The 23,787-nt window shown below is 69.6% G+C and carries 21 protein-coding genes and 1 tRNA gene; 3 read left to right on the top strand and 19 right to left on the bottom strand.

The window, feature by feature from the left end; translation table 11 throughout:
* Positions 1–75 precede the first annotated feature (75 nt).
* The 8 genes from rpsG to MF672_RS14940 all read right to left on the bottom strand — a co-directional run bounded on the left by rpsG (position 76) and on the right by MF672_RS14940 (position 12,095).
* A complete protein-coding gene (gene rpsG, locus MF672_RS14975) occupies positions 76–546 on the bottom strand; it encodes a 30S ribosomal protein S7 (RefSeq protein ID WP_043623423.1) in 471 nt (156 codons plus the stop codon).
* 2 nt (positions 547–548) lie between these two features.
* Positions 549–923 carry a 30S ribosomal protein S12 gene (gene rpsL, locus MF672_RS14970; protein WP_020542315.1) on the bottom strand — a complete coding sequence of 125 codons (375 nt, stop codon included), beginning with the start codon at positions 921–923 and terminating at the stop codon, positions 549–551.
* A gap of 481 nt (positions 924–1,404) precedes the next feature.
* The gene (locus tag MF672_RS14965; protein WP_242372123.1) at positions 1,405–5,280 is read right to left on the bottom strand and encodes a DNA-directed RNA polymerase subunit beta'; all 3,876 of its coding nucleotides are present in this window, start codon (positions 5,278–5,280) and stop codon (positions 1,405–1,407) included.
* A 17-nt stretch (positions 5,281–5,297) separates the two neighbouring features.
* On the bottom strand, positions 5,298–8,768 hold the full coding sequence (gene rpoB, locus MF672_RS14960; RefSeq protein WP_247815251.1) for a DNA-directed RNA polymerase subunit beta: 3,471 nt from the start codon (positions 8,766–8,768) through the stop codon (positions 5,298–5,300).
* A gap of 500 nt (positions 8,769–9,268) precedes the next feature.
* A complete protein-coding gene (locus tag MF672_RS14955; protein WP_242375297.1) occupies positions 9,269–9,766 on the bottom strand; it encodes an Rv1363c family protein in 498 nt (165 codons plus the stop codon).
* Positions 9,763–10,263 (bottom strand): Rv1363c family protein, encoded by a 501-nt coding sequence (locus MF672_RS14950; protein ID WP_242375298.1) that lies wholly within the window; start codon positions 10,261–10,263, stop codon positions 9,763–9,765. Before MF672_RS14950 ends, MF672_RS14955 begins: the two co-directional genes overlap by 4 nt.
* 198 nt (positions 10,264–10,461) lie before the next feature.
* Positions 10,462–11,463 (bottom strand): ABC transporter ATP-binding protein, encoded by a 1,002-nt coding sequence (locus tag MF672_RS14945; protein WP_242375299.1) that lies wholly within the window; start codon positions 11,461–11,463, stop codon positions 10,462–10,464.
* A 65-nt stretch (positions 11,464–11,528) separates the two neighbouring features.
* Positions 11,529–12,095, bottom strand: a complete 567-nt coding sequence (locus tag MF672_RS14940) for a TetR/AcrR family transcriptional regulator (RefSeq protein WP_242375300.1) — start codon at positions 12,093–12,095, stop codon at positions 11,529–11,531.
* 89 nt (positions 12,096–12,184) lie between these two features.
* On the opposite strand from MF672_RS14940, the gene MF672_RS14935 reads away from it, so the two are divergent.
* The gene (locus MF672_RS14935) at positions 12,185–12,580 is read left to right on the top strand and encodes a nuclear transport factor 2 family protein (protein WP_242375301.1); all 396 of its coding nucleotides are present in this window, start codon (positions 12,185–12,187) and stop codon (positions 12,578–12,580) included.
* Between the two features lie 19 nt (positions 12,581–12,599).
* On the opposite strand, the gene MF672_RS14930 is transcribed toward MF672_RS14935, so the two are convergent.
* From MF672_RS14930 to MF672_RS14910, 5 genes are all read right to left on the bottom strand, one after another.
* Entirely contained in the window at positions 12,600–14,510 is a 1,911-nt protein-coding gene (locus tag MF672_RS14930) for a glycosyltransferase family 39 protein (RefSeq protein WP_242375302.1), read from the bottom strand.
* A 168-nt stretch (positions 14,511–14,678) separates the two neighbouring features.
* Positions 14,679–15,071: a 50S ribosomal protein L7/L12 gene (rplL, locus tag MF672_RS14925; protein ID WP_242375303.1), complete on the bottom strand. Its 393-nt coding sequence runs from the start codon at positions 15,069–15,071 to the stop codon at positions 14,679–14,681.
* Positions 15,072–15,143: 72 nt separating this feature from the next.
* Positions 15,144–15,668: a 50S ribosomal protein L10 gene (gene rplJ / locus MF672_RS14920; protein ID WP_242375304.1), complete on the bottom strand. Its 525-nt coding sequence runs from the start codon at positions 15,666–15,668 to the stop codon at positions 15,144–15,146.
* 253 nt (positions 15,669–15,921) lie between these two features.
* On the bottom strand, positions 15,922–16,749 hold the full coding sequence (locus tag MF672_RS14915; RefSeq protein WP_242375305.1) for an SCO4651 family lipoprotein: 828 nt from the start codon (positions 16,747–16,749) through the stop codon (positions 15,922–15,924).
* A gap of 153 nt (positions 16,750–16,902) precedes the next feature.
* The gene (locus MF672_RS14910; RefSeq protein ID WP_242375306.1) at positions 16,903–18,048 is read right to left on the bottom strand and encodes an epoxide hydrolase family protein; all 1,146 of its coding nucleotides are present in this window, start codon (positions 18,046–18,048) and stop codon (positions 16,903–16,905) included.
* A gap of 63 nt (positions 18,049–18,111) precedes the next feature.
* On the opposite strand from MF672_RS14910, the gene MF672_RS14905 reads away from it, so the two are divergent.
* Positions 18,112–19,065 (top strand): helix-turn-helix transcriptional regulator, encoded by a 954-nt coding sequence (locus tag MF672_RS14905; protein WP_242375307.1) that lies wholly within the window; start codon positions 18,112–18,114, stop codon positions 19,063–19,065.
* 110 nt (positions 19,066–19,175) lie between these two features.
* On the opposite strand, the gene rplA is transcribed toward MF672_RS14905, so the two are convergent.
* The 5 genes from rplA to MF672_RS14880 all read right to left on the bottom strand — a co-directional run bounded on the left by rplA (position 19,176) and on the right by MF672_RS14880 (position 21,765).
* The gene (rplA, locus tag MF672_RS14900; RefSeq protein WP_242375308.1) at positions 19,176–19,895 is read right to left on the bottom strand and encodes a 50S ribosomal protein L1; all 720 of its coding nucleotides are present in this window, start codon (positions 19,893–19,895) and stop codon (positions 19,176–19,178) included.
* 64 nt (positions 19,896–19,959) lie between these two features.
* Positions 19,960–20,391, bottom strand: coding sequence for a 50S ribosomal protein L11 (gene rplK / locus MF672_RS14895; protein ID WP_148442008.1), 432 nt, complete (start codon positions 20,389–20,391; stop codon positions 19,960–19,962).
* 121 nt (positions 20,392–20,512) lie between these two features.
* Positions 20,513–21,304: a transcription termination/antitermination protein NusG gene (nusG, locus tag MF672_RS14890; RefSeq protein WP_242375309.1), complete on the bottom strand. Its 792-nt coding sequence runs from the start codon at positions 21,302–21,304 to the stop codon at positions 20,513–20,515.
* Between the two features lie 65 nt (positions 21,305–21,369).
* Complete coding sequence (gene secE, locus MF672_RS14885; RefSeq protein WP_242375310.1) at positions 21,370–21,615, bottom strand: preprotein translocase subunit SecE; 246 nt, start codon at positions 21,613–21,615, stop codon at positions 21,370–21,372.
* Positions 21,616–21,692: 77 nt separating this feature from the next.
* Positions 21,693–21,765 (bottom strand) — tRNA-Trp (locus tag MF672_RS14880).
* Positions 21,766–21,922: 157 nt separating this feature from the next.
* Between MF672_RS14880 and MF672_RS14875 the strand changes: the two genes are divergently transcribed.
* The gene (locus tag MF672_RS14875) at positions 21,923–23,134 is read left to right on the top strand and encodes a pyridoxal phosphate-dependent aminotransferase (RefSeq protein ID WP_242375311.1); all 1,212 of its coding nucleotides are present in this window, start codon (positions 21,923–21,925) and stop codon (positions 23,132–23,134) included.
* A 102-nt stretch (positions 23,135–23,236) separates the two neighbouring features.
* Here MF672_RS14875 and MF672_RS14870 read toward each other — a convergent pair whose 3' ends face one another.
* Positions 23,237–23,758 carry a hypothetical protein gene (locus MF672_RS14870; RefSeq protein ID WP_242375312.1) on the bottom strand — a complete coding sequence of 174 codons (522 nt, stop codon included), beginning with the start codon at positions 23,756–23,758 and terminating at the stop codon, positions 23,237–23,239.
* Between the last annotated feature and the right edge of the window lie 29 nt (positions 23,759–23,787).

The following is a 23,787-nucleotide window of genomic DNA, read 5'->3' as shown; positions in this document are numbered from 1 at the left end:
ACCTTGGCCAGGTCAAGAGCGGTCGTAGCGGCCACTGTAACTCGCGTCCTCGTCGTCTCGTCGGACCCGCCGGGGTTACCAGCGGTAGTGGGCGAAGGCCTTGTTGGACTCGGCCATCTTGTGGGTGTCCTCGCGCTTCTTGACGCTCGCCCCGAGGCCGTTGCTGGCGTCGAGGAGCTCGTTCATGAGGCGCTCGGTCATGGTCTTCTCGCGGCGGGCGCGGGAGTACTGCACCAGCCAGCGCAGCGCCAGGGTGGTGCTGCGCGCGGCGCGCACCTCCACCGGCACCTGGTAGGTCGCGCCACCGACACGGCGGCTGCGGACCTCGAGGGTGGGCTTGACGTTGTCGAGCGCGCGCTTCAGGGTGACGACCGGGTCGTTGCCGGTCTTCTCCCTGCAGCCCTCGAGGGCGCCGTACACGATCGACTGCGCGATGGAACGCTTGCCGTCGAGGAGGACCTTGTTGATCAGAGCGGTCACCAGGGGCGAGCTGTACACCGGGTCAGACATGAGCTGACGACGGCCAGGAGAACCCTTACGAGGCATTGTTAGCTCTTCTCCTTCTTCGCGCCGTAGCGGCTGCGGGCCTGCTTGCGGTTGCGGACACCCTGGGTGTCGAGCGAACCGCGGATGATCTTGTAGCGAACACCAGGCAGGTCCTTCACACGACCGCCACGCACGAGCACGATGGAGTGCTCCTGAAGGTTGTGACCCACACCGGGGATGTAAGCCGTGACCTCGATGCCGTTCGTGAGCCGAACGCGGGCCACCTTGCGCAGTGCCGAGTTGGGCTTCTTCGGAGTCGTGGTGTAAACGCGCTGGCAGACGCCGCGCCGCTGCGGACTCCCCTTGAGGGCAGGAGTCTTGGTCTTGGAGACCTTGTCCTGCCGGCCCTTGCGGACCAACTGCTGAATAGTGGGCACTGCCACTCCGTTTCGTGCCTTGGCCGGTGTTACGTCATTGGGTGGTGCGTTTCGCAGGTTCTGCCGGTGTCATGACCTGCTGGTTTTCTCCGCCCCGGTGCCCCCGCGCTCGGGCGTGTCGCGTTGTTCACGCAGACGTCCCGCGAGGTTTACGAGCCGGAAGACCGTCCTGCGCTTTGTGATGAGCGCACGGTCGAGAGCCCGCATGCAGACGGGCACGAAGCTCAAGACTACCCAGGCCCGAGCGACACGTCAAAACGGCGCAGCATGACCGCTAAGCCATGCCACTCCGGGTCGTCGGGGCCTCGTCCGAATGCGGCCCATCCACAGCTGTCGCCTAATGATATAGGGCCGCAGGAGCTTACGTTCGCAGTACGGCCAACCGTCACCGGACCGCGACCCGCGCCGCCGTCCACAGGACACAACGCGGCGCGCCCGGCCCCTTGTTCCCAGGGGGCCGGGCGCGCCGGTCGGAACGGTGTTACCGGTTGTACTGGCCGAAGTCGTACTCCTCCAGCGGCACGGCCTCGCCGCTGCCGGTGCCGAAGGTGTAGTCGGCCGCCGAGCCGTCGTAGCCGCCGACCGTGTACATCGCGGCCTTGGCCTCCTCGGTCGGCTCCACCCGGATGTTGCGGTACTGGGGCATGCCCGTGCCGGCCGGGATGAGCTTACCGATGATGACGTTCTCCTTCAGGCCGAGGAGCGAGTCGGACTTGGCGTGGATCGCCGCGTCCGTCAGGACCCTCGTCGTCTCCTGGAAGGAGGCCGCCGACAGCCACGACTCGGTGGCCAGCGACGCCTTGGTGATGCCCATGAGGACCGGACGGCCCGCGGCCGGCGTGCCGCCCTCGGCCACCGTCTCGCGGTTCATCTGCTCGAACCTCGGCCGCTCGACGAGCTCGCCGGGCAGCAGGTCGGTGTCGCCGGACTCCAGGACGTTGACCCGCTTGAGCATCTGCCGGACGATGATCTCGATGTGCTTGTCGTGGATCGACACACCCTGCGACCGGTAGACCTGCTGGACCTCCGCCACCAGGTGCAGCTGCACGGCCCGCGGGCCGAGGATGCGCAGCACCTCGTTGGGGTTGACCGCGCCGGCCACCAGCTGGGTGCCGACCGAGACGCGCTGGCCCTCCTGCACGAGCAGGCGCGAGCGCATCGAGACCGGGTAGGCGATCTCCTCCGAGCCGTCGTCCGGAGTGATGACGATCTTCCTGGTCTTGTCGGTCTCGTCGATCCGCACCCGGCCCTCGGCCTCGGAGATCGGGGCGACACCCTTGGGGATGCGCGCCTCGAACAGCTCCGTGACACGGGGCAGGCCGTGGGTGATGTCGGCGCCCGCCACACCACCGGTGTGGAAGGTCCGCATCGTCAGCTGGGTGCCGGGCTCGCCGATCGACTGGGCGGCGATGATGCCGACCGCCTCGCCGACGTCCACGAGCTTGCCGGTGGCCAGCGAACGGCCGTAGCAGGTGGCGCAGACCCCGATCTTCGCCTCGCACACGAGCGCGCTGCGGGTGCGCACGGTCTCGACGCCGGCCTCGACCAGCTTCGTGACGTGCGTGTCGTTGATGTCGACGCCGGCCGGCACGATGACCTTGCCGTCCACCTCGACGTCCTCGGCCAGGATGCGCCCGTGCACGTTGGACTCGGCGTTCTCCGCCTTGACCAGGTTGCCCGAGGCGTCGCGCTCGCCGACGTGCAGCGGGACCGCACGGTCGGTGCCGCAGTCGATCTCGCGCACGATGACGTCCTGCGCCACGTCCACCAGACGACGGGTCAGGTAACCCGAGTCGGCGGTGCGCAGCGCGGTGTCGGCCAGACCCTTCCGCTGACCGTGGGTGGAGATGAAGTACTCCAGCACCGACAGGCCCTCGCGGAACGAGGCCTTGATCGGCCGCGGGATCGTCTCACCCTTGGTGTTGGACACCAGGCCGCGGATGCCGGCGATCTGCCGGACCTGCATCTTGTTGCCACGGGCGCCGGAGTTGACCATCATCCAGACCGGGTTGGTCGCCGGGAAGGCGTTGACCATGTCGGTCTCGACGTCGGCCGTGGCGTGCGTCCAGATCTCGATGAGCTCCTGACGGCGCTCCTCGTCGGTGATCAGGCCGCGCTCGTACTCGCGCTGGACCTTGTCGGCCCGGCGCTCGTAGTTCTCCATGATGTCGGTCTTGTTCGGCGGCGCGACGACGTCCTCGATCGAGATCGTGACGCCGGAGCGGGTCGCCCAGCGGAAGCCGGCGTCCTTGAGCGCGTCGAGCGAGTTGGCGACCTCGATCTTCGGGTAGGTCTCCGCCAGCTCGTTCACGATCGTGGACAGCTGCTTCTTGCCGACCTGGAAGTCGACGAACGGGTAGCTCTCGGGCAGCGTCTGGTTGAACAGGCACCGCCCGAACGTCGTCTCCAGCCGGATCGGGTCGCCCGGCTCCCAGCCCTCGGGGGCCACCCACTCGCGCGGGGGCAGGACGTCCTTCAGCCGGATCTGGATCTTCGCCTGGATCTCCAGCTCGCGCCGGTCGAAGGCCATCTGCGCCTCGGCGATCGAGCCGAACACGCGGCCCTCGCCCACGGCGCCGTCCTTCTGCGTGGTCAGCCAGTAGAGGCCGATGACCATGTCCTGGGTCGGCATGGTGACGGGCTTGCCGTCGGCCGGCTTCAGGATGTTGTTGGTCGACAGCATCAGGATGCGCGCCTCGGCCTGGGCCTCGGCCGACAGCGGCAGGTGCACGGCCATCTGGTCGCCGTCGAAGTCCGCGTTGAACGCGGTGCAGACGAGCGGGTGGATCTGGATGGCCTTGCCCTCGACCAGCTGCGGCTCGAACGCCTGGATGCCGAGGCGGTGCAGCGTCGGAGCGCGGTTGAGCAGCACGGGGTGCTCGGTGATGACCTCTTCGAGCACGTCCCACACCACCGGGCGGGCGCGCTCGACCATGCGCTTGGCCGACTTGATGTTCTGGGCGTGGTTGAGGTCGACCAGCCGCTTCATCACGAACGGCTTGAACAGCTCCAGCGCCATCTGCTTGGGCAGGCCGCACTGGTGCAGCTTGAGCTGCGGGCCGACGACGATGACCGAACGGCCGGAGTAGTCGACGCGCTTGCCCAGCAGGTTCTGCCGGAAGCGGCCCTGCTTGCCCTTCAGCATGTCGCTGAGGGACTTCAGCGGACGGTTGCCGGGGCCGGTGACCGGGCGGCCGCGCCGGCCGTTGTCGAACAGCGCGTCCACGGCCTCCTGGAGCATCCGCTTCTCGTTGTTCACGATGATCTCGGGCGCGCCGAGGTCGAGCAGACGCTTGAGGCGGTTGTTCCGGTTGATGACCCGGCGGTACAGGTCGTTGAGGTCGGAGGTCGCGAAGCGGCCACCGTCGAGCTGCACCATCGGCCGCAGGTCCGGCGGGATCACCGGGATGCAGTCGAGCACCATGCCGCGCGGAGAGTTGGTGGTGTTGAGGAACGCCGACACCACCTTGAGCCGCTTGAGCGCGCGGGCCTTCTTCTGGCCCTTGCCGCTGCGGATCGTCTCGCGCAGGTTCTCGGCCTCGGCGTCGAGGTCGAAGCCGATCAGGCGGTCCTGGATCGCCTGCGCGCCCATGCCGCCCTTGAAGTAGCGGCCGAAGCGGTCGCGCATCTCGCGGTAGAGCAGCTCGTCGCCCTCGAGGTCCTGGACCTTGAGGTTCTTGAAGCGGCTCCAGACCTCCTCCAGCCGGTCCAGCTCGCGCTGGGCCCGGTCACGGAGCTGGCGCATCTCGCGCTCGGCGCCCTCGCGGACCTTGCGGCGCTGGTCGCCCTTGGCGCCGGCGGCCTCCAGCTCCGCGAGGTCGGTCTCCAGCTTCTTCTGCCGGGTCTCGATGTCGGCGTCGCGGCGCTGCTCGATGTGCTGCCGCTCGACGGAGATCTTCGCCTCCAGCGAGGGCAGGTCACGCTCACGCATCTCGGTGTCGACATGCGTGATCATGTAGGCCGCGAAGTAGATGACCTTCTCCAGGTCCTTCGGGGCCAGGTCGAGCAGGTAGCCGAGGCGCGACGGGACGCCCTTGAAGTACCAGATGTGCGTGACCGGCGCGGCCAGCTCGATGTGGCCCATCCGCTCACGGCGGACCTTGGCCCGGGTCACCTCGACGCCGCAGCGCTCACAGATGATGCCCTTGAACCGGACGCGCTTGTACTTGCCGCAGTAGCACTCCCAGTCGCGGGTCGGGCCGAAGATCTTCTCGCAGAAGAGCCCGTCCTTCTCCGGCTTGAGGGTGCGGTAGTTGATGGTCTCCGGCTTCTTGACCTCGCCGTGCGACCACTGACGGATGTCGTCGGCGGTCGCCAGGCCGATCCTGAGCTCGTCGAAGAAGTTGACGTCCAGCATTTTGTGCGATCTCCCCCTCAGACTTCTTCCACGCTGCTCGGCTCACGCCGGGACAGATCGATGCCGAGCTCCTCCGCGGCGCGGAAGACGTCCTCGTCGGTGTCGCGCATCTCGATGGACATGCCGTCGCTGGAGAGCACCTCGACGTTGAGGCACAGCGACTGCATCTCCTTGATGAGGACCTTGAAGGACTCCGGGATGCCGGGCTCGGGAATGTTCTCGCCCTTGACGATGGCCTCGTAGACCTTCACGCGGCCGAGGACGTCGTCGGACTTGATGGTCAGGAGCTCCTGCAGGGCGTAGGCGGCGCCGTACGCCTCCAGCGCCCACACCTCCATCTCACCGAAGCGCTGGCCGCCGAACTGGGCCTTACCGCCGAGCGGCTGCTGGGTGATCATGGAGTAGGGGCCGGTCGAGCGGGCGTGAATCTTGTCGTCGACCAGGTGGAGCAGCTTGAGGATGTAGATGTAGCCGACCGAGATCGGGTACGGGAACGGCTCGCCGGAGCGGCCGTCGAACAGCTGGGCCTTGCCGGAGGGCTGCACCATGCGCTGGCCGTCGCGGTTGGCGACGGTGTTCTGGAGCAGACCGACGATCTCCTCCTCGTGGGCGCCGTCGAAGACCGGGGTCGCGACGTTGGTGCGCGGCTCGACCTGGCCGAAGCCCTTGTCGCGCAGGCGCTCGGCCCACGCCTCCTGGACTCCGGTGATGTCCCAGCCGCGGGCCGCGATCCAGCCCAGGTGGGTCTCCAGGACCTGGCCGACGTTCATCCGGCCGGGCACGCCCAGCGGGTTGAGGATGATGTCGACCGGGGTGCCGTCCTCCAGGAACGGCATGTCCTCGACCGGGAGGATCTTGGAGATGACGCCCTTGTTGCCGTGCCGGCCGGCCAGCTTGTCGCCGTCGGTGATCTTGCGCTTCTGGGCCACGTAGACGCGGACCAGCTCGTTGACGCCCGGCGGCAGCTCGTCGCCCTCCTCGCGGGAGAACACGCGCACCCCGATGACCTTGCCGGACTCGCCGTGCGGCACCTTCAGCGAGGTGTCGCGCACCTCGCGCGCCTTCTCACCGAAGATCGCGCGCAGCAGCCGCTCCTCCGGGGTCAGCTCCGTCTCGCCCTTGGGCGTGACCTTGCCGACCAGGATGTCGCCGGGAACGACCTCGGCGCCGATCCGGATGATGCCGCGCTCGTCGAGGTCGGCGAGGACCTCCTCGGAGACGTTCGGGATGTCCCGGGTGATCTCCTCGGGGCCCAGCTTGGTGTCGCGGGCGTCGACCTCGTGCTCCTCGATGTGGATCGAGGAGAGCACGTCGTCCTGCACCAGGCGCTGGGACAGGATGATCGCGTCCTCGTAGTTGTGGCCCTCCCACGGCATGAACGCCACCAGGAGGTTCTTGCCCAGCGCCATCTCGCCCTTGTCGGTGCAGGGGCCGTCGGCGATGACCTGGTTGACCTCCACCCGGTCGCCCTCGGCGACAATGGGCTTCTGGTTGAAGCTGGTGCCCTGGTTGGAGCGCTTGAACTTGGCGACACGGTAGGTGGTGCGCGTGCCGTCGTCGTTCATGACGGTGACGTAGTCGGCGGAGACCTCCTCGACCACGCCGGCCTTCTCGGCGCTGATGACGTCGCCGGCGTCGGTCGCGGCACGGTACTCCATGCCGGTGCCGACCAGCGGCGCCTCGCTCTTCAGCAGCGGCACCGACTGCCGCTGCATGTTGGAGCCCATGAGCGCGCGGTTGGCGTCGTCGTGCTCGAGGAACGGGATCATCGCGGTGGCCACCGACACCATCTGGCGCGGCGACACGTCGATGTAGTCGACCTCGTCGGCACGGGCGAGCTCGGTCTCACCGCCCTTGGTGCGGACCAGGACGCGCGCCTCGGCGAAGGAGCCGTCGGCGTTGAGCGTCGTGTTGGCCTGCGCCTTGACGTAGCGGTCCTCCTCGTCGGCCGTGAGGTAGTCGATCTGGTCGGTGACCCGGCCGTCGACGACCTTGCGGTACGGCGTCTCGACGAAGCCGAAGGCGTTGATGCGCCCGTAGGAGGCGAGCGAGCCGATCAGGCCGATGTTGGGGCCCTCAGGGGTCTCGATCGGGCACATCCGGCCGTAGTGGGACGGGTGCACGTCACGGACCTCGAAGCCGGCCCGCTCACGGGACAGACCACCGGGGCCCAGCGCGGACAGACGCCGCTTGTGCGTCAGGCCGGCCAGCGGGTTGGTCTGGTCCATGAACTGCGACAGCTGCGAGGTGCCGAAGAACTCCTTGATCGACGCCACGACCGGGCGGATGTTGATCAGGGTCTGCGGCGTGATCGCCTCGACGTCCTGGGTCGTCATCCGCTCGCGCACGACGCGCTCCATCCGGGCCAGGCCGAGACGGACCTGGTTCTGGATGAGCTCGCCGACGCTGCGCAGGCGGCGGTTGCCGAAGTGGTCGATGTCGTCGATCTCGACGATGACCTCGCGGTCACCGGCGCCCGGCATCGACTCCTCGCCGGCGTGCAGCCGGACGATGTACTCGATGGTGGCGACGATGTCCTCTTCGGTGAGGGTGCCCTGGGTGATCTCGGCGTCGACCCCCAGCTTCTTGTTGATCTTGTAACGGCCGACCTTCGCCAGGTCGTACCGCTTGGCGTTGAAGTACAGATTCTCCAGCAACGTCTGCGCCGACTCCTTGGTCGGCGGCTCACCCGGCCGCAGCTTGCGGTAGATGTCCAGCAGAGCATCGTCCTGACCGGCGGTGTGATCCTTCTCCAGGGTCGCCCGCATCGACTCGTACTGACCGAACCGCTCGAGAATCTGCTCGCTGGTCCACCCCAGAGCCTTGAGAAGCACGGTGACGGCCTGCTTGCGCTTACGGTCGATGCGCACACCGACACTGTCACGCTTGTCGATCTCGAACTCCAGCCAGGCCCCCCGCGACGGGATCACCTTGCACCCGTACAGGTCCTTGTCGGAGGTCTTGTCCACGGTGCGCTCGAAATACACACCGGGCGAACGCACCAGCTGCGAGACCACCACACGCTCGGTGCCGTTGATGATGAACGTGCCCTTCGGCGTCATGAGCGGGAAATCCCCCATGAACACCGTCTGGCTCTTGATCTCACCGGTGGTGTTATTGATGAACTCCGCCGTGACGAACATCGGGGCGGAGAAGGTCATGTCCTTGTCTTTGCACTCATCGACGGAGTACTTCGGCGGCTCGAACCGGTGATCGCGGAACGACAAGGACATGGTCCCCGAGAAGTCCTCGATGGGACTGATCTCTTCGAAGATCTCTTCGAGGCCCGACTGGGTCGGGACGTCCTTGCGCCCGGCCTGACGAGCCGCCTCTACCCGGGCCTTCCACTTCTCGTTTCCGAGCAGCCAATCGAAAGACTCGGTCTGCAGGGCCAGAAGGTCAGGAACTTCGAGAGGCTCCTGGATACGCGCGAAAGACACGCGACGGGGACCAGCGGGTACGGCGGAGGCGTTGCGCGAGGCTGCCAACAGATGTCCTTCCGAGGGCTCGCGGCGGACTGACTACACGCACGCCAGACAACCTCGCAACGTGAGCAAGCATCGCGGGTCGTCAAAGGGCAGCGCAAAGGGGCAGTGTAGCCGATCGGCACACGCCTGTCCACTTCGCTCTCGCTGCATGCTCCACGTTGGTCGCAGCATCGCCCGTTCGGGCGGAAACGTCAAGCCCGTGAGCCCGACTTTTCGCCGGTTCAGGGCCCGGACGCTGGGTTTTCTCCCCTGCGTGACCGATCGCCTACCGCCACGGCCCAAGACGATACCCGCGAACGGGGGCGGTTAACGCTCCGTCACACCAGGGGTCGAACCCATGCCGACTACCGGTGTAGCTGTGACTGGGTTACCCCTATCGAAGGCTTCGCTAAACCAGATTTTTGGTAACAATTGAGGGAAGCGGCACGCCCGGGAGCTCCAGCCCTGATCACGGGCCTGCCCGGCCCCGATCATGAACCCCCGCCGTCCCCGTCCCGTCCTCACGCCGCCCCCAGCAGAGTGGACAGATCGGCGGCGAGCCACCGGTCGCCCTGCCGGACCATCACGAGCCTCGCCCGGCTCTGCGCCACCTGCTGCTGCGGCCCGGAGCGGCCGGGGATCTCCCTGACCGTACCAGTGTTCACGAAGAGCAGAATCTCGACCCGGTCGGGCCTGGCCCGCTCGACCGCCGCCCCCGCCACGGAGGCGGTCTGCACCACCTTCTCGGCCTTGGCCCGGGTCACCAGGCTCGTGGTCAGCTCCCTGTAGTGCCGGGTCAGCTCGCCCGTGGTGAGCGCGCCGGCCCTGGCGAGGTCCCGCTCGATCGTGCGGTAGTCGTAGGAGAGCAGCTCGGGCGCGGCCCGGCGGGCGGCGGCCATGGCGGCCGAGCCCGCCGCGTCGGCCTCCCTGAGCTCGCGCAGGTTGAACCACATGGTGGGCACCAGCACGCCGGCCACGCCCACCAGGACGCTCAGCAGCACGATCCCGAACGCCCTCACGGCACCTGCACCGCCTTCGACACGAGCCAGACGCCGCCGACCTTGTCCAGGTCCATGGCCCAGCGGTAGTAGCGCTCCTGGGGCGGGCTGGCGGAGCCGTCCCAGTGGATCTCCACGTCGGCCACGGCCAGCGCCTTGGCCTTGCCGCCGGTCAGCGAGACCAGGCCCGTGGCCCGCAGCACGCCGGTCTGGACGACCTTGCTCTTGATCGTCGTGGACTTCAGCTTGGCGGCGGCGGCGACGTACTCGGCTCTGGCCGGGCCCGTGGAGGTGTCGAGGATGCGCTGCAGATCGGCGTCCACGGTCCGGTAGTCGAGCGAGACGAGGTTCCTGGCGTGGGAGCCGGCGGCCAGCAGCACGGCGTCCCTGTCGCCCGCCCTGCCCTGCTCCTCGCGCGCCTCGGCGGCGATCCAGGCGCCCGTGCCCACGAGCGCCGCCAGCGTGGCGGCGAGAATCGTGATCACGATGCGCGCGGGCCGGACGGCCGCTGGTGCCATGGCTGATCACCCCCTCCCCGGTCGCCGGATCATAACGCGGCGTCCGCGCCTGGGGTCCCCGAAACGACCGATGGGGTGTAGGAACCCGGGCAAGGGCGGCGGATCCCCTTAAAATGCCCCCCAGACGGCCCTCAGACGGCCGCTGAGGCTCCCGTCGGCCCGGAGGTCCTACCGGGAACCACCCGAGGGCCGAGGTTCCTACTGGACGCCGTGGAGGCGGGCGTTCACCAGGCGCGGGTACTCCTCCAGCCAGTTGCGGCCCCGCTCGTCCACGAAGGAGCCCTGCGGCGGGATCACGCCGTTGGCCGCGAGCCAGGTGCCGGGCGGCTGCTGGGTGCGGCGGATGCGGTCGCCGGTCGGCATGAGCTGCGGCGGGATCGGCGGCAGCACGCCGGGGTCGTGCCCCATCTGGGCCTCGGCCTCCAGCTCGGACAGGTCCTTCTCCTCCGACATGCCGATGGGGCCGTGCCGGCGGGCGTTGAGGAACTGCCGCACCACCGGCTCGTCGCTGGAGAGCAACATCTCGCGCGGCCCGAACATCACCAGCTCCCTGCGGAAGAGCATGCCGATGCTGTCGGGGACGGTGCGGGCGGTGTTGATGTCGTGCGTGACGATCAGGAACGTGGCCTCGACCTCGGTGTTGAGGTCGACGATGAGCTGGTTGAGCAGCGCCGTGCGCACCGGGTCGAGGCCCGAGTCCGGCTCGTCGAACAGGATGATCTCCGGGTCCAGCACCAGCGCCCTGGCCAGCCCGGCCCGCTTGCGCATGCCGCCCGAGATCTCACCCGGCAGCTTGGTCTCGGCGCCGAGCAGGCCGACCAGCTCGATCTTCTCCATGACCACGTCGCGGATCTGGCTCTCGCTCTTCCTGGTGTGCTCGCGGAGCGGGAAGGCGATGTTGTCGTAGAGGTTGAGCGAGCCGAACAACGCGCCGTCCTGGAAGAGCACGCCGAACAGCCGGCGCAGCTCGTACAGCTTGCTCTCGGGGCAGTTGGCGAGGTCGTGGCCGTCGATCCAGATGTGGCCGCGGTCGGGGCGGAGCAGGCCGACCAGCGTCTTGAGGAAGACCGACTTACCGGTGCCGGACGGGCCGAGCAGCACGGAGATCTGCCCGGCGGGCAGCGTGAAGGAGACGTCCTCCCAGATGACCTGGCGCCCGAACGACTTGGTGAGCCCTTCCACCACGACCTCGACGCCCACCGGCCACCTCCCAGTCGCGAACGATGACCTCACCGTAACGGGACGGCCGCCCGCTTGGGAAGCGGTTATGAGACATCAGGTCCAGTAAGCGCCCGCAGGCCGGGCCGCAGCGCTCGCGCGATCTCCTCGGTCGACACGCCGCGCAGCTCCTCCAGCTCCAGCAGCTGGTGGCCGACCGTGACGCCCAGCATGACCATCGTCATCAGCGCGGCCCGCAGCCGCGCGTCGTCGCCGGGCATCGAGGCGGCCAGGCGGTCGATCTGCCGGCCCAGCACCTCGCGGGCCGCGGCGGCGGCCTCGGGGTGGGTGAGCATCGAGCGCATCATGGCGAGGGAGCCCTGCGACAGCGCGCCGATCTTGGTGTCGAGAGTGCCGAGGAGGTGGTCGACCAGCCCGTCGGCGTCGAGGCCGTCCTCGGGGGGCGGGACCGCTTGGGCGGCGTGCCGGAACAGCTCCTGCTTGTTGCCGAAGTACTGCATGACGAGGGCCGGGTCGACCCCGGCCGCGCGGGCGACCGCCCGGATCGTGGTGCGCTCGAACCCCAGCTCGGCGAAGAGCGCCCGCGCCGCGCCGAGGATGCGCTCCTCGGTCCTGCGCCGCCGCTCGGCCCGGGGCAGCGATCGGTCGTCCACCCGGCCGACTCTACACGCGTTGACCGGGTACGCCCTTTCGCTCTACGCTCGTTGAGTCAACGACCGTTGAGCGAAATGCGGGGAGACCCATGTCCATCGAGGAGATCGTCGCCGGCTACCACGCCGCGATGGCGCACAAGTCGGCCGACGAGCTGGCCGGCCTCTACGCCGCCAACGGGCTGCACGAGTTCCCGTTCGGGGGGCTCGCGCCGTTCGCGGGGCGCGAGGCCGTCCGCGCGGGCTACCGGGCCATGTGGGGCGGCACGCCGTTCGAGGCCGAGGAGGTGCGGCGGCTGGCGCTGCACCGGACGGAGGACCCGGAGGTGGTGATCGTCGAGCAGGTCACCCACGTCAGGGCCGGGGACCAGGCGGTCGCCGTCCCCGGCCTGCTGGTGCTGCGGGTGCGTGACGGGGAGATCGTCCACACCAGGGACTACATGGACACCAGCGCCATCGCCCGGGTCCGCGCCGCCGCCGGCGTCTGACCCGGGCTCCTGGGCGCTCCTAGCTCTGGGTGAGGTCGAAGACGGTCACGCCGCCGACGGTGGTGGCGGTGAACGTCTGCCGCACCCAGGCGGCGATGCGGGCGGCGTCGTCGCTCCCGCCCGTGCCCGAGGGGCTGCCCGCCGGGCTGCCGCCGGGGCCGCGGCCGCCGAAGCCGCCCATCCCCGTGCCGACGAAGTAGCAGATCTTGTTGTCGGCCACGTACCGCTGGAACCCCTCCAGCGTCGGCGCGGGGTCGGTGCCGTTGAAGCCGCCCACCGCCATCACCGGAAGGCCCGAGGCGAGCTGGTAGCCGGCCGCGTTGTTGGAGCCGACGGTGGCCGCCGCCCACGTGCAGGCGGAGCCGCCGGTCCGCAGCAACGTGGTCAGCTCGGCGCTCGGGGTGCCGGCGTTCAGCAGGCCGCCCATGCCGCCGCCGCGCATCCCGCCACCCTGCCGGAAGGGCCGTCCCCCGCCGGGCGGCTGGAAGGCGCCGCCCGGACCGCCACTGCCGTCGCCGCCGCCGTCCCGGAAGCGTCCGGCCGCGCCCGCCGGACGTCCGAAGCCGCCGCCCGTGGAGGGCCCGGCCGTCGGGATCGCCCCGGTGTGCGGAGTCGCGGCCGTGTCCACCGCGTACGCCGCCGGCCCCGCCAGGCACGCCGCCACCGCCACCGCGACCACCGCGGCCACCCGCCGGGTCAGTAACATCGCCAGCGCGGCCCCCAGCCCCGCCACCAGCACGGCGGTCCCCAGCCAGGCGTTCCAGTCGGCGGTGCGCGCCAGCAGCGCGTACGACCACACCGCCGTCCCCGCGACCACCATCGCGAGCAGCCGGCGCGCCCCGCGCTCCCACAGCACGGCCGCCCCCATGCCGGTCAGGGCCGCGATCGCCGGCGCCAGCGCCACCGTGTAGTACGCGTGGAAGATCCCCTGCATGAGGCTGAACACCAGCCCCGTGACCACCAGCCAGCTCCCCCACACCCAGAGCGCCGCCCGCGTGGGGTCGGTCCGCGGCGCCCGCCTGGTGTGCCAGGTCGCCGCGACGAGCAGCGCCAGCGCCGCCGGCAGCAGCCAGGAGATCTGCCCGCCCGCCTCGGTGTCGAACAGACGCAGCCAGCCGGCCTGCTGGTTGAGGTTGCCGAGGCCGCCGTAGTCGCCGCCGTTGAGCCGGCCGATGCCGTTGTAGCCGAGGGCCAGCTCCAGCACGCTGTTGCCCTGCGAGCCCCCGATGTACGGCCGCTGCGACGCGGGCACCAGCGCCACCGCCAGCAGCCACCACCCGGCGGCGGCCACCATCGCGGCCCCGGCGAGCAGCAGCTGCCCCACCCGCCGCCGGACCGCCACGGGCGCGGTCAGCAGGTACACCAGCGCGAACCCGGGCAGCACCAGGAACGCCTGCAACATCTTGGCGAGGAACGCGAACCCGATCGCCGCCCCCGCCAGCACCAGCCACCGCGTCGCGCCGCGCTCCTGGGCCCGCACCACGCAGTACCCGGCGGCGGTCAGCAGCAGCACCAGCAGCGCGTCGGGGTTGTTGAAGCGGAACATCAGCACCGCCACCGGCGTCAGCGCCATCACGGCCCCCGCCAGCAGTCCCGCCCACGGCCCGGCCAGCCGCCGCACCGAGGCGTGCACCAGGGCCACCGTCGCGACCCCCATCAGCGCCTGCGGCACGAGCACGGCCCACGAGTTCAGCCCGAACAGCCGCACGCTGAGCACCATCGGCCACAACGAGGCCGGCGTCTTGTCCACGGTGATCGCGTTCGCGGCGTCGGAGGCCCCGAAGAAGAACGCCTTCCAGCTCTGGCTGCCGGCCTGCACCGCCGCCGAGTAGTACGAATTGGCCCACCCCGAAGCGCCGAGGCCCCAGACATAGAGCACGCCCGCGCCCACGAGCAGGACGGCGAGCGCCCAACGAGACTTCTGTTTCACATCCCGCACGCTAGGCACGCGGTTTGGAGACGCGCTGAGACGTTCATGAGAATTGCCTGAACGGCCCCGCCGGACCGGCTCCGGACATGCGAGAAGGGGCGGCGGACATCCGGCACCAGGATGTCCTCCGCCCCTTCTCAGAAAGAGCTCGGTAGAGCCAGAACCGTCTTACTTGACGGTGACGGTGGCGCCGGCGCCCTCGAGGGCAGCCTTGGCCTTCTCCGCCTGCTCCTTGTTGACCTTGCCGTCGAAGACCGGCTTCGGAGCGCCGTCGACCAGGTCCTTGGCCTCCTTGAGGCCCAGGGAGGTGAGGGCGCGGATCTCCTTGATGACCTGGATCTTCTTGTCGCCGGCGGCCTCGAGGATGACGTCGAACTCGTCCTGCTCCTCAGCGGCGGGGGTCTCGGCGCCGTTACCGGCGGCGGGGGCGGCGGCGACCGCGACGGGGGCGGCGGCCTTGACGTCGAAGATGTCCTCGAACTGCTTCACGAACTCGGAGAGCTCAAGGAGGGTCATCTCCTTGAAGGCGTCGATGAGCTCGTCGTTGCTGAGCTTCGCCATGATGTTTTCCTTACGTTTAGGACTTGCTGAAAACTAGGAACGGGACCGCGGGTGAATGCGGCAACCCCCGTGTTACTCGCCCGCCTCTTCGCGCTTCGCGCGGAGGGCGTCGGCCAGCTGAGCCATCTGCGTGGGGAGCGCGGCGAACATAGCGGCAGCGGCGCTCTGCTTCGCCTTGAGCGCACCGGCAAGCTTCGCGAGGAGGACCTCGCGGGACTCGAGGTCGGCGAGCTTGGTGATCTCGGTGGCGTCGAGCGTCTTGCCCTCGAGGACACCGCCCTTGATCACCAGAAGGGGATTGGCCTTGGCGAAGTCACGCAGACCCTTGGCCGCCTCGACGACGTCGCCCTTGACGAAGGCGACGGCGGTGGGGCCGACCAGCAGGTCGTCCAGACCCGTCACGCCGGCCTGGTTGGCGGCGATCTTGGTCAGGGTGTTCTTCGCCACGGCGAACTTCGCATTCTCACCGAGAGACTTGCGCAGATCCTTGAGCTGCGCGACGGTGAGACCGCGGTACTCGGTCAGAACGGCGGCAGAGCTGCCCTCGAACTCGCTCTTGAGCTCGGCAACGCCCGTCGCCTTATCCGCCCTCGCCATGGGCCTCCTTCCAGATGTGCCGCCGGCGAAGGGCCCTGGAAATGAGAACGGCCCCGGGCGCAGGGCGCACACGGGGCTCACGCGCATGGAAACCATGCGGGGAAACTCGCATCACACCTGCGCGGGCCGTCCACAGGACGTGGATCCTTCGGTCGTCAGGATGTGAGCACCTGACGACGACCGGCGGTCTTCGGCAACGACCAGAGTACGTCCTGGCCGCCGAGTTTCCAAATCGCTCTCGGGAAGTCCGTTCCTAGTTGGTCGTGCCCTGGGCCTGCGGCAGGTCGCCGACCTGGTCCGCGGGCGGGGCCTGGATGGTCACGGGCTTGTTGAAGTCCTTGAAGAACAGCGTGGCGTCGAGCTTGTCGCCTTCCTTCTGGCCGTTCAGCGCGAGCTTGCGGGGCAGCCCGTCGGAGGCGACCCAGATGTCGAACTTGACGTCCTTCAGCTCGGCCAGGCTGGTGCGGGCCAGCGACTGCTTGTCGGCGGGCAGGAGCAGGACGGCCGCGTCCACCGGGAAGGAGCCGCTGTAGTGGGTGGTGTCGTCGCCGTTGACGCTCTCGTTGCCGACCGACTTGACGTCCTTGGAGGCGGTGACGAGCTTGGTGACGTTGGCCAGGTCGAACTGCTGGATCTGGGCCAAGTACTGGTCCACCTGGGAGCGGTCGCCCACCTGGTCCAGCGACACCTTGATCCACGGCTTGGTCGCGCCCAGCATCTTGTTGAGCGCCTCGACCTTGACGTAGACGGTGTCGCCCTGGAGCACGGCGCGGACGCCGCCGGGCAGGCTCTTGCCGCCCATGTCCACCGTGTCGAGCGTGAGGTCCACGGCCAGGTCGGGCTTGCTCTGGTAGAGCATGCGGCCCTGGACCCGGCCGCTGCCCTCCTGGGTGTCCGTGGCGTTCAGCACCGCGTCGACGGTGTAGCTGGTGACCTCGGCGGTCTTCTGCGCGGCCTGCGCCAGCACCTCAGAGGCCGCAAGATTGACCTGGATGGGCTGGGCGTTCGTGCCACAACCGGCAACCGCGGCCACGACGAGCGCGGCTCCCGCCGCGGCGAGACTTATCGTGCGCTTCAGCATGTCTTGACCCTACGTTTGTGAACCGGGAAGGTAGCGGCTTCCCCGCACAATTAGGGGAAAACCCAGGGTTCTCCCCCACACCCTCTGCACTGCTTCTGCACAAACCGATGTTCCCGCCTCGGCGGTGACGACGCCTCGCGGCCGCCGCGCGGGTCAGCGCAGCTTGCGGAAGAACGCCCGCACGTCGTCCACCAGCAGGTCCGGGGCCTCCATCGCGGCGAAGTGGCCGCCTCGGCCGAACTCCGACCAGTGGACCACGTTGTGCTCGCGCTCGGCCACCCGCCGCACCCCCGCGTCCCCCGGGAAGACCGCGACGCCGTGCGGCACCTCCGAACGCTCCACCGGCGCGCCCCACTGCGCCGAGCCCTCCTTGTAGAGGCGGGCGGACGAGGCGGCGGTGCCGGTCAGCCAGTAGACGCTCACGTCGGTGAGCAACTGGTCGCGGTCGACCGCCTCCTCGGGCAGCTCGTACGCCGGATCGGTCCACTCCTTGAACTTCTCGGCGATCCAGGCGAGCTGGGCGGCCGGCGAGTCGTGCAGGCCGAAGGCGACGGTCTGCGGCCGGGTGGACTGGATGACCGCGTAGCCGGAGCGGTCGTCGTCGGCGTAGAGCGCGTACCTCGCCCGCTCGGCCTCGGTGAGCCCGTCCTGCTCGGCCGGGTCGAAGGAAGGGAAGCCGAGCGCGCCGTTGACGTGCACGCCGGCCACCCGGTCCGGCGCGAGGCGGCCCAGCTCGGGCGAGATGACCGAGCCGCTGTCGCCGCCCTGGGCGCCGTAACGGCCGTAGCCGAGCCGGCTCATCAGCTCGGCCCACGCGGCCGCGACCCTGCGCAGGTCCCAGCCGGCCTCGCGGGTGGGCCCCGAGAAGCCGAAGCCGGGGATGGACGGGGCGACGACGTGGAAGGCGTCGGCGGGATCGCCCCCGTGGGCCCTGGGGTCGGTGAGCGGGCCGATGACCTTCATGAACTCCACGACCGAGCCGGGCCAGCCGTGGGTGAGGATCAGCGGCAGCGCGTCCGGCTCGGGCGAGCGCACGTGCAGGAAGTGCACGTTCTGGCCGTCGATCTCGGTGGTGAACTGCGGGTGCGCGTTGAGCGCCGCCTCGTGCTCGCGCCAGTCGTAGCCGTGGCGCCAGTACTCGGCCAGGCGGCGCACGTACGAGACCGGGATGCCGTACGACCAGCCGACGCCGGGCAGCTCGTCGGGCCAGCGGGTGCGGTCGAGCCGGTCGTGCAGGTCGTCCAGCGCGGCCTGCGGGATGTCGATGCGGAACGGAGTGATCTCCGTGGCGGACGTCATGCCGACCACGTTAGGAACCGGTCAGGACAGCTACGGTCCTAGCTGTACGGCAGTCTGGACGGCATGCTGGAGACCTCGGCCCGGTTGCTGAAACTGCTGTCGCTGCTGCAGACCCACCGCGAGTGGTCCGGCGCGGAGCTGTCCGAACGGCTCGGCGTGACCACGCGGACCGTCCGCCGCGACGTCGGACGGCTGCGCGAGCTCGGCTACCCCGTGCACGCCAGCCCCGGAACGGCCGGCTACCGGCTCGGCGCGGGCACCGACCTGCCGCCCCTGCTGCTCGACGACGACGAAGCCGTGGCGGTCGCCGTCGGGCTGCGGACGGCGGCCGGGAGCGCGGTGTCCGGCATCGAGGAGACGGCCCTGCGGGCGCTGGCCAAGCTGGAACGGGTGCTGCCGTCGCGGCTGCGGCACCGGGTGCACGCGCTGCGGTCGATGACCGTGCCGATGGGACGGGCGCGCTCGGCGGTGGAGCCGGCGTCCCTGGCCGCGATCGCCGCCGCCTGCCGCGACCGCGAGACGCTGCGCTTCGACTACCGCACGCACGGCGGCGAGGAGAGCGTGCGGGCCGCCGAGCCGTACCGGCTCGTCCACTCCGGACGGCACTGGTACCTGCTGGGCTGGGACACCGGCCGCGCCGGCTGGCGCACCTACCGCATCGACCGCCTGCGGCTGCGCACCCCGAACGGGCCCCGGTTCGTGCCCAGGGAGCCGCCCGATCCCGACCTGGCGGCGTACGTGTCCCGGTCGATCTCCAGCGCGCCCTACCGGTACCAGGGCCGGTTCACCCTGCACGCGCCGGCCGAGGTCGTCGCCGAGCACCTGCCGGCCACGGCGGGCGCCGTCCAGCCGATCGACGAACGGTCGTGCCTGGTCCAGAGCGGGGCCAACGACCTCGACGAGCTGGCCGTCTGGGTCGCGCTGATGGACATCGACTTCGAGGTGCACGAACCGCCCGAGCTGGTCGCCCGCATCCGCGCCCTCGCCACCCGCCTCACCACCGCCACCGGCTCATGAGACGGAAAGGCCACGACTCCCCGCCCTCCCCCGTCGCCAAGACCGCGCTCAGGCATGAGAAAGCCCCGCCCGTGCGAGACGGGCGGGGCTTCGCCGAGAGCGGGAGAACCCTACTCGGCCAGGTCGGCGGTGATGCCGCGGGTGACGTTGGGGTCGACCGGGACGCCCGGGCCCATCGTCGTGGAGAAGGTGACCTTCTTCAGGTAGCGCCCCTTGGCGGCCGACGGCTTGAGCCGCAGCACCTCGTCCAGGGCGGCGGCGTAGTTCTCCAGGAGCTGACGCTCGCCGAAGGACGTCTTGCCGATGATGAAGTGCAGGTTGGCCTGCCGGTCGGTGCGGAACTCGATCTTGCCGCCCTTGATGTCCGTCACGGCCTTGGCGACGTCGGGCGTCACGGTGCCGGTCTTCGGGTTGGGCATGAGACCGCGCGGGCCGAGGACGCGGCCGAGACGGCCGACCTTGCCCATCATGTCGGGCGTCGCCACCACGGCGTCGAACTCGTTGAGCCGGTTGCCCTTGGAGATCTCGTCGATCAGCTCGTCGGCGCCGACGATGTCGGCGCCCGCCTCGCGGGCCGCCTCGGCACGGTCACCGGTCGCGAAGACCAGGACCCGGGCGGTCTTGCCGGTGCCGTGCGGGAGGTTGACCGTGCCGCGCACGATCTGGTCGGCCTTGCGAGGGTCGACGCCCAGCCGCAGCGCGACCTCGACGGTCGCGTCGAACTTGGTGGTCGAGGTCTCCTTGGCGAGCTTCGCGGCCTCGACCGGCGTGTAGAGCTTGTCGCGGTCGACCTTGGCCGCCGCGTCCTTGTGCGCTTTGCTGCGCTTCATTCTTTACTCCTAGTGGTATTCGGGCCGGGAGCGGTCCGGCCCTCCCACGCGTCTGGGAAGGGTGTTACTCGGCGACCGTGATGCCCATCGACCGGGCGGTGCCGGCGATGATCTTCTCAGCGGCCTCGATGTCGTTGGCGTTGAGGTCGGGCATCTTGGTCTCGGCGATGCTGCGCAGCTGCTCGCGGCTCAGCTTGCCGACCTTGTCGCGATGCGGGACCGCGCTGCCCTTGTCGAGGCCGAGGGCCTTCTTGATCAGCTCGGGGGCCGGCGGCGTCTTCGTGACGAAGGTGAAGCTGCGGTCCTCGAAAATGGTGATCTCAACGGGGATGATGTTGCCCCGCTGGGCCTCCGTCGCAGCGTTGTACTGCTTGACGAAGTCCATGATGTTGACGCCGTGGGGACCGAGGGCGGTACCCACCGGCGGTGCCGGGGTGGCCTGGCCAGCGGGGAGCTGGACCTTCACCAACGCGGCGATCTTCTTCTTCGGAGGCATGTGTCCTTCTCCGGGTCCTGGATTGTGATGCGTGTCTAGGCGGCGGATGCGGCCCTGACATGTCGGAGGCCGCCCGACACGGCAGGCGGCCAGTCCGAACGTCTAAGTGTAGGTGATGGCCCTAGATCTTCGAGACCTGGTTGAACGAGAGCTCCACCGGGGTCTCCCGGCCGAAGATCGAGACGAGCACCTTGAGCTTCTGCGACTCGGGGCTGATCTCGCTCACCGAGGCCGGCAGCGTGGCGAACGGGCCGTCCATGACCGTGACCGACTCGCCGATCTCGAACTCGACCGTCGGGCCCGTGGCGGTCTTGGTGGCCGCCTTCTTGGTCTCCTCGGTCGGCTCGGGCGCCAGCAGCTTGGCGACCTCGTCGAGGCTGAGCGGGCTCGGCTTGTTGGACAGGCCGACGAAGCCGGTGACGCCCGGGGTGTTGCGCACCGCGGCCCAGGACTCGTCGGTCAGCTCCATGCGCACCAGGACGTAGCCGGGCAGCACACGCTCCTTGACCGGCACCTTCTTGCCGCTCTTGAACTCCTGGACGGTGTGCGTCGGCACCTCGACCTGGTAGATGTAGTCCTCCATGTTGAGCGACACGTTGCGGCTCTCGATGTTGGACTTCACGCGGTTCTCGTAGCCGGCGTAGGAGTGGATGACGTACCACTCGCCGGGCAGGCCGCGCAGCGACTGCTTGAACTCCTCGACGGGGTCGACGTCGGGAAGGACCGAAGCGTCGTCGGAAGCGTCGTCGTCGGAGGCGGCGGAAGGCTCGGCGTCGGGCGCCTCGTCGCTCTCCGCGAGCTCCGCGACCCCGGCCTCCTCGGGATCCGCCGCGGCGGTCTCCTCAGTGGCCTCTTCCAGCTCGTCGTCCCACTCGTCGCGAGACTCGTCCGCCGGAAATGAAGACTCGGACACGGTGACTCTTCCTCTTTCGTCGAATCGTTGGGCGACTCCGTCAGTCGGCACCGGCGGCGTCGGGATCAGGACTGGCCGAAGAGCTTGAGCACTGCCCATCCCAAGGCGCTGTCGAGCCCGTACACGATGGCGACCATGATCAGAACGAATATCAGAACGACCGTGGTGTAGGTGACGAGATCCTTGCGTGTCGGCCAGATGACCTTACGAAGCTCGTTGACGACCTGCCGATAGAAGAGGGCAGGTGAAGTGCGCGTCTTCTTCTCGCCACTGGGCTTGTCTGCGGTCTCGCCGCGCGTGTCGATCGCCACAGTCCTCACCTGAATTCGTCGTATCCAACGCAGTTCTGCGGCGCGCTTACACGCCTGTCATGCGCGGACCGCACTCGCAGGGCACGAGGGACTCGAACCCCCAACCGCCGGTTTTGGAGACCGGTGCGCTACCAATTGCGCCAGTGCCCTATGTCATCAACCAGACTACCCTGATTGAATCACTGCCTGGACCGAACCGCGCGCCGACATGCGGCGGAAGGACCGAGCTGAAGCATACGGGGGAATGCCGGGTACGTCGAACCGAAACCTGATCGCCCAGGTCACGGCGGCGTGGGACGATGGGACCATGTCCAGCCGACGCCGCATCTCCGCAAGAATCGCCGCGATCTCCGAGTCCGCCACGCTGGCCGTGGACGCCAAGGCGAAGGCCATGAAGGCCGCCGGGCGTCCCGTCATCGGGTTCGGCGCGGGCGAGCCCGACTTCCCGACGCCCGGCTACATCGTCGAGGCCGCGATCGAGGCCGCCCGCGACCCGCGCATGCACAAGTACACGCCGGCGGGCGGGCTGCCCGAGCTCAAGCAGGCCATCGCCGCCAAGACGCGGCGCGACTCCGGCTACGCCGCCGAGCCGTCCCAGGTGCTGGTCACCAACGGCGGCAAGCAGGCGGTCTACGAGGCGTTCGCGACGCTGCTCGACCCGGGCGACGAGGTCCTGGTCGTCGCGCCCTACTGGACCACCTACCCCGAGGCGATCAAGCTGGCGGGCGGCGTGCAGGTCGACGTGGTCACCGACGAGTCCACCGGCTACCTCGCGGGCGTCGAGCAGCTGGAGGCGGCGCGCACCGAGCGCACCAAGGCGCTGCTGTTCGTCTCGCCGTCCAACCCGACGGGCGCGGTCCACTCGCGCGAGCAGACGGTCGCGATCGGCCGCTGGGCCGCCGAGCACGGCCTGTGGGTCGTCACCGACGAGATCTACGAGCACCTGGTGTACGGCGACGCCGAGTTCACCAGCATCGCCACGGCGGTGCCCGAGCTGGGCGACCAGGTCGTGATCCTCAACGGCGTGGCCAAGACGTACGCGATGACCGGCTGGCGGGTGGGCTGGCTCATCGGCCCGGCCGACGTCGTCAAGGCCGCCACCAACCTCCAGTCGCACGCCACCTCCAACGTCTCCAACGTCGCCCAGATGGCGGCCCTGGCGGCGGTCTCCGGCGACCTGTCGGCGGTGGCCGAGATGCGCGCCGCCTTCGACCGGCGGCGGCAGACCATGGTCCGCATGCTCAACGACATCCCGGGCGTGTTCTGCCCGGAGCCGAAGGGGGCGTTCTACGCGTACCCGTCGGTGAAGGAGCTGATCGGCAAGGAGCTGCGCGGGCGGCGGCCGCGGTCGTCGGGCGAGCTGGCCGAGCTGATCCTGGAGGAGGCCGAGGTCGCGGTGGTGCCCGGGGAGGCGTTCGGCACGCCGGGCTACTTCCGGCTGTCGTACGCGCTGGGCGACGACGACCTGGCCGAGGGCGTCAGCCGGCTGGGCAAGCTGCTGTCGGAGGCCCGGTCGTAAGCGGGGTCGTGAGCGGGGTCGTAAGCGCGGTCGTGGGCCCGGTCGTGAGCGGGGTCGTAAGCGTGGTCGTGGGCCCGGTCGTGGGCCCGGTCGTGGGCGCGGTCACTCGATCCCCGCGGCGACGCGCCGCATCTGGGCGGTGAGGCCGGGCGTCGCGGCGACGTAGACCGCGACGCCCGGGCGCTCCAGCCACATGAGGTTGCGCACGCCCGTGCGGGTGGTCCAGCGCAGGGCGGGCCGGCCCTCGTACGCCGTCAGCCGCGCCCTGGCCACCAGCGTCGCGAACTGCTCGGCGGTGCGGGGGCCGCACACCACGCCCGCGTACAGGCGCTCGTCGTTGCTGCTCCAGATGAGGCCGCGCACGTCGAGCGGGCGGGCGAGCGCGGGCAGCCGGGAGAACGCGCCCGCGCGTTCGAGCCTGCCGGACACGGCGGGCAGGTGCACCTCGTCGGCCCCGCACGACAACGACGACGCCCGGCTGCCCGCCGACCCGGCGGACGGGGAGACGACCGGCGTGCCCGCCTCCGGAGCGCCGCCGCCGTCCCGGTCGCCGTCGCCGTCGCCGTGCCCGCCCGCGCAGCCGGAGAGCGCGAGCACGAGGATCACCGCCGCCAGCCGCCGCATCGACCCCCCATGACGTGTGTGCGCACCCG

The organism is Actinomadura luzonensis (assembly GCF_022664455.2).
GTDB classification, from domain to species: Bacteria; Actinomycetota; Actinomycetes; order Streptosporangiales; family Streptosporangiaceae; genus Nonomuraea; species Nonomuraea luzonensis.
This window is presented reverse-complemented; position numbering and strand designations above follow the sequence as displayed.

What these genes read in the sequence shown, in the direction of transcription:
- MF672_RS14910 (WP_242375306.1), bottom strand. Translation starts at nt 18,048, where the DNA reads ATGACGTCCGCCACGGAGATCACTCCGTTCCGCATCGACATCCCGCAG.
- rplJ (WP_242375304.1), bottom strand. Translation starts at nt 15,668, where the DNA reads ATGGCGAGGGCGGATAAGGCGACGGGCGTTGCCGAGCTCAAGAGCGAG.
- rplL (WP_242375303.1), bottom strand. Translation starts at nt 15,071, where the DNA reads ATGGCGAAGCTCAGCAACGACGAGCTCATCGACGCCTTCAAGGAGATG.
- rpsG (WP_043623423.1), bottom strand. Translation starts at nt 546, where the DNA reads ATGCCTCGTAAGGGTTCTCCTGGCCGTCGTCAGCTCATGTCTGACCCG.
- MF672_RS14905 (WP_242375307.1), top strand. Translation starts at nt 18,112, where the DNA reads ATGCTGGAGACCTCGGCCCGGTTGCTGAAACTGCTGTCGCTGCTGCAG.
- MF672_RS14950 (WP_242375298.1), bottom strand. Translation starts at nt 10,263, where the DNA reads ATGGCACCAGCGGCCGTCCGGCCCGCGCGCATCGTGATCACGATTCTC.
- rplA (WP_242375308.1), bottom strand. Translation starts at nt 19,895, where the DNA reads ATGAAGCGCAGCAAAGCGCACAAGGACGCGGCGGCCAAGGTCGACCGC.
- MF672_RS14875 (WP_242375311.1), top strand. Translation starts at nt 21,923, where the DNA reads ATGTCCAGCCGACGCCGCATCTCCGCAAGAATCGCCGCGATCTCCGAG.
- MF672_RS14935 (WP_242375301.1), top strand. Translation starts at nt 12,185, where the DNA reads ATGTCCATCGAGGAGATCGTCGCCGGCTACCACGCCGCGATGGCGCAC.
- MF672_RS14915 (WP_242375305.1), bottom strand. Translation starts at nt 16,749, where the DNA reads ATGCTGAAGCGCACGATAAGTCTCGCCGCGGCGGGAGCCGCGCTCGTC.
- MF672_RS14870 (WP_242375312.1), bottom strand. Translation starts at nt 23,758, where the DNA reads ATGCGGCGGCTGGCGGCGGTGATCCTCGTGCTCGCGCTCTCCGGCTGC.
- MF672_RS14965 (WP_242372123.1), bottom strand. Translation starts at nt 5,280, where the DNA reads ATGCTGGACGTCAACTTCTTCGACGAGCTCAGGATCGGCCTGGCGACC.
- rplK (WP_148442008.1), bottom strand. Translation starts at nt 20,391, where the DNA reads ATGCCTCCGAAGAAGAAGATCGCCGCGTTGGTGAAGGTCCAGCTCCCC.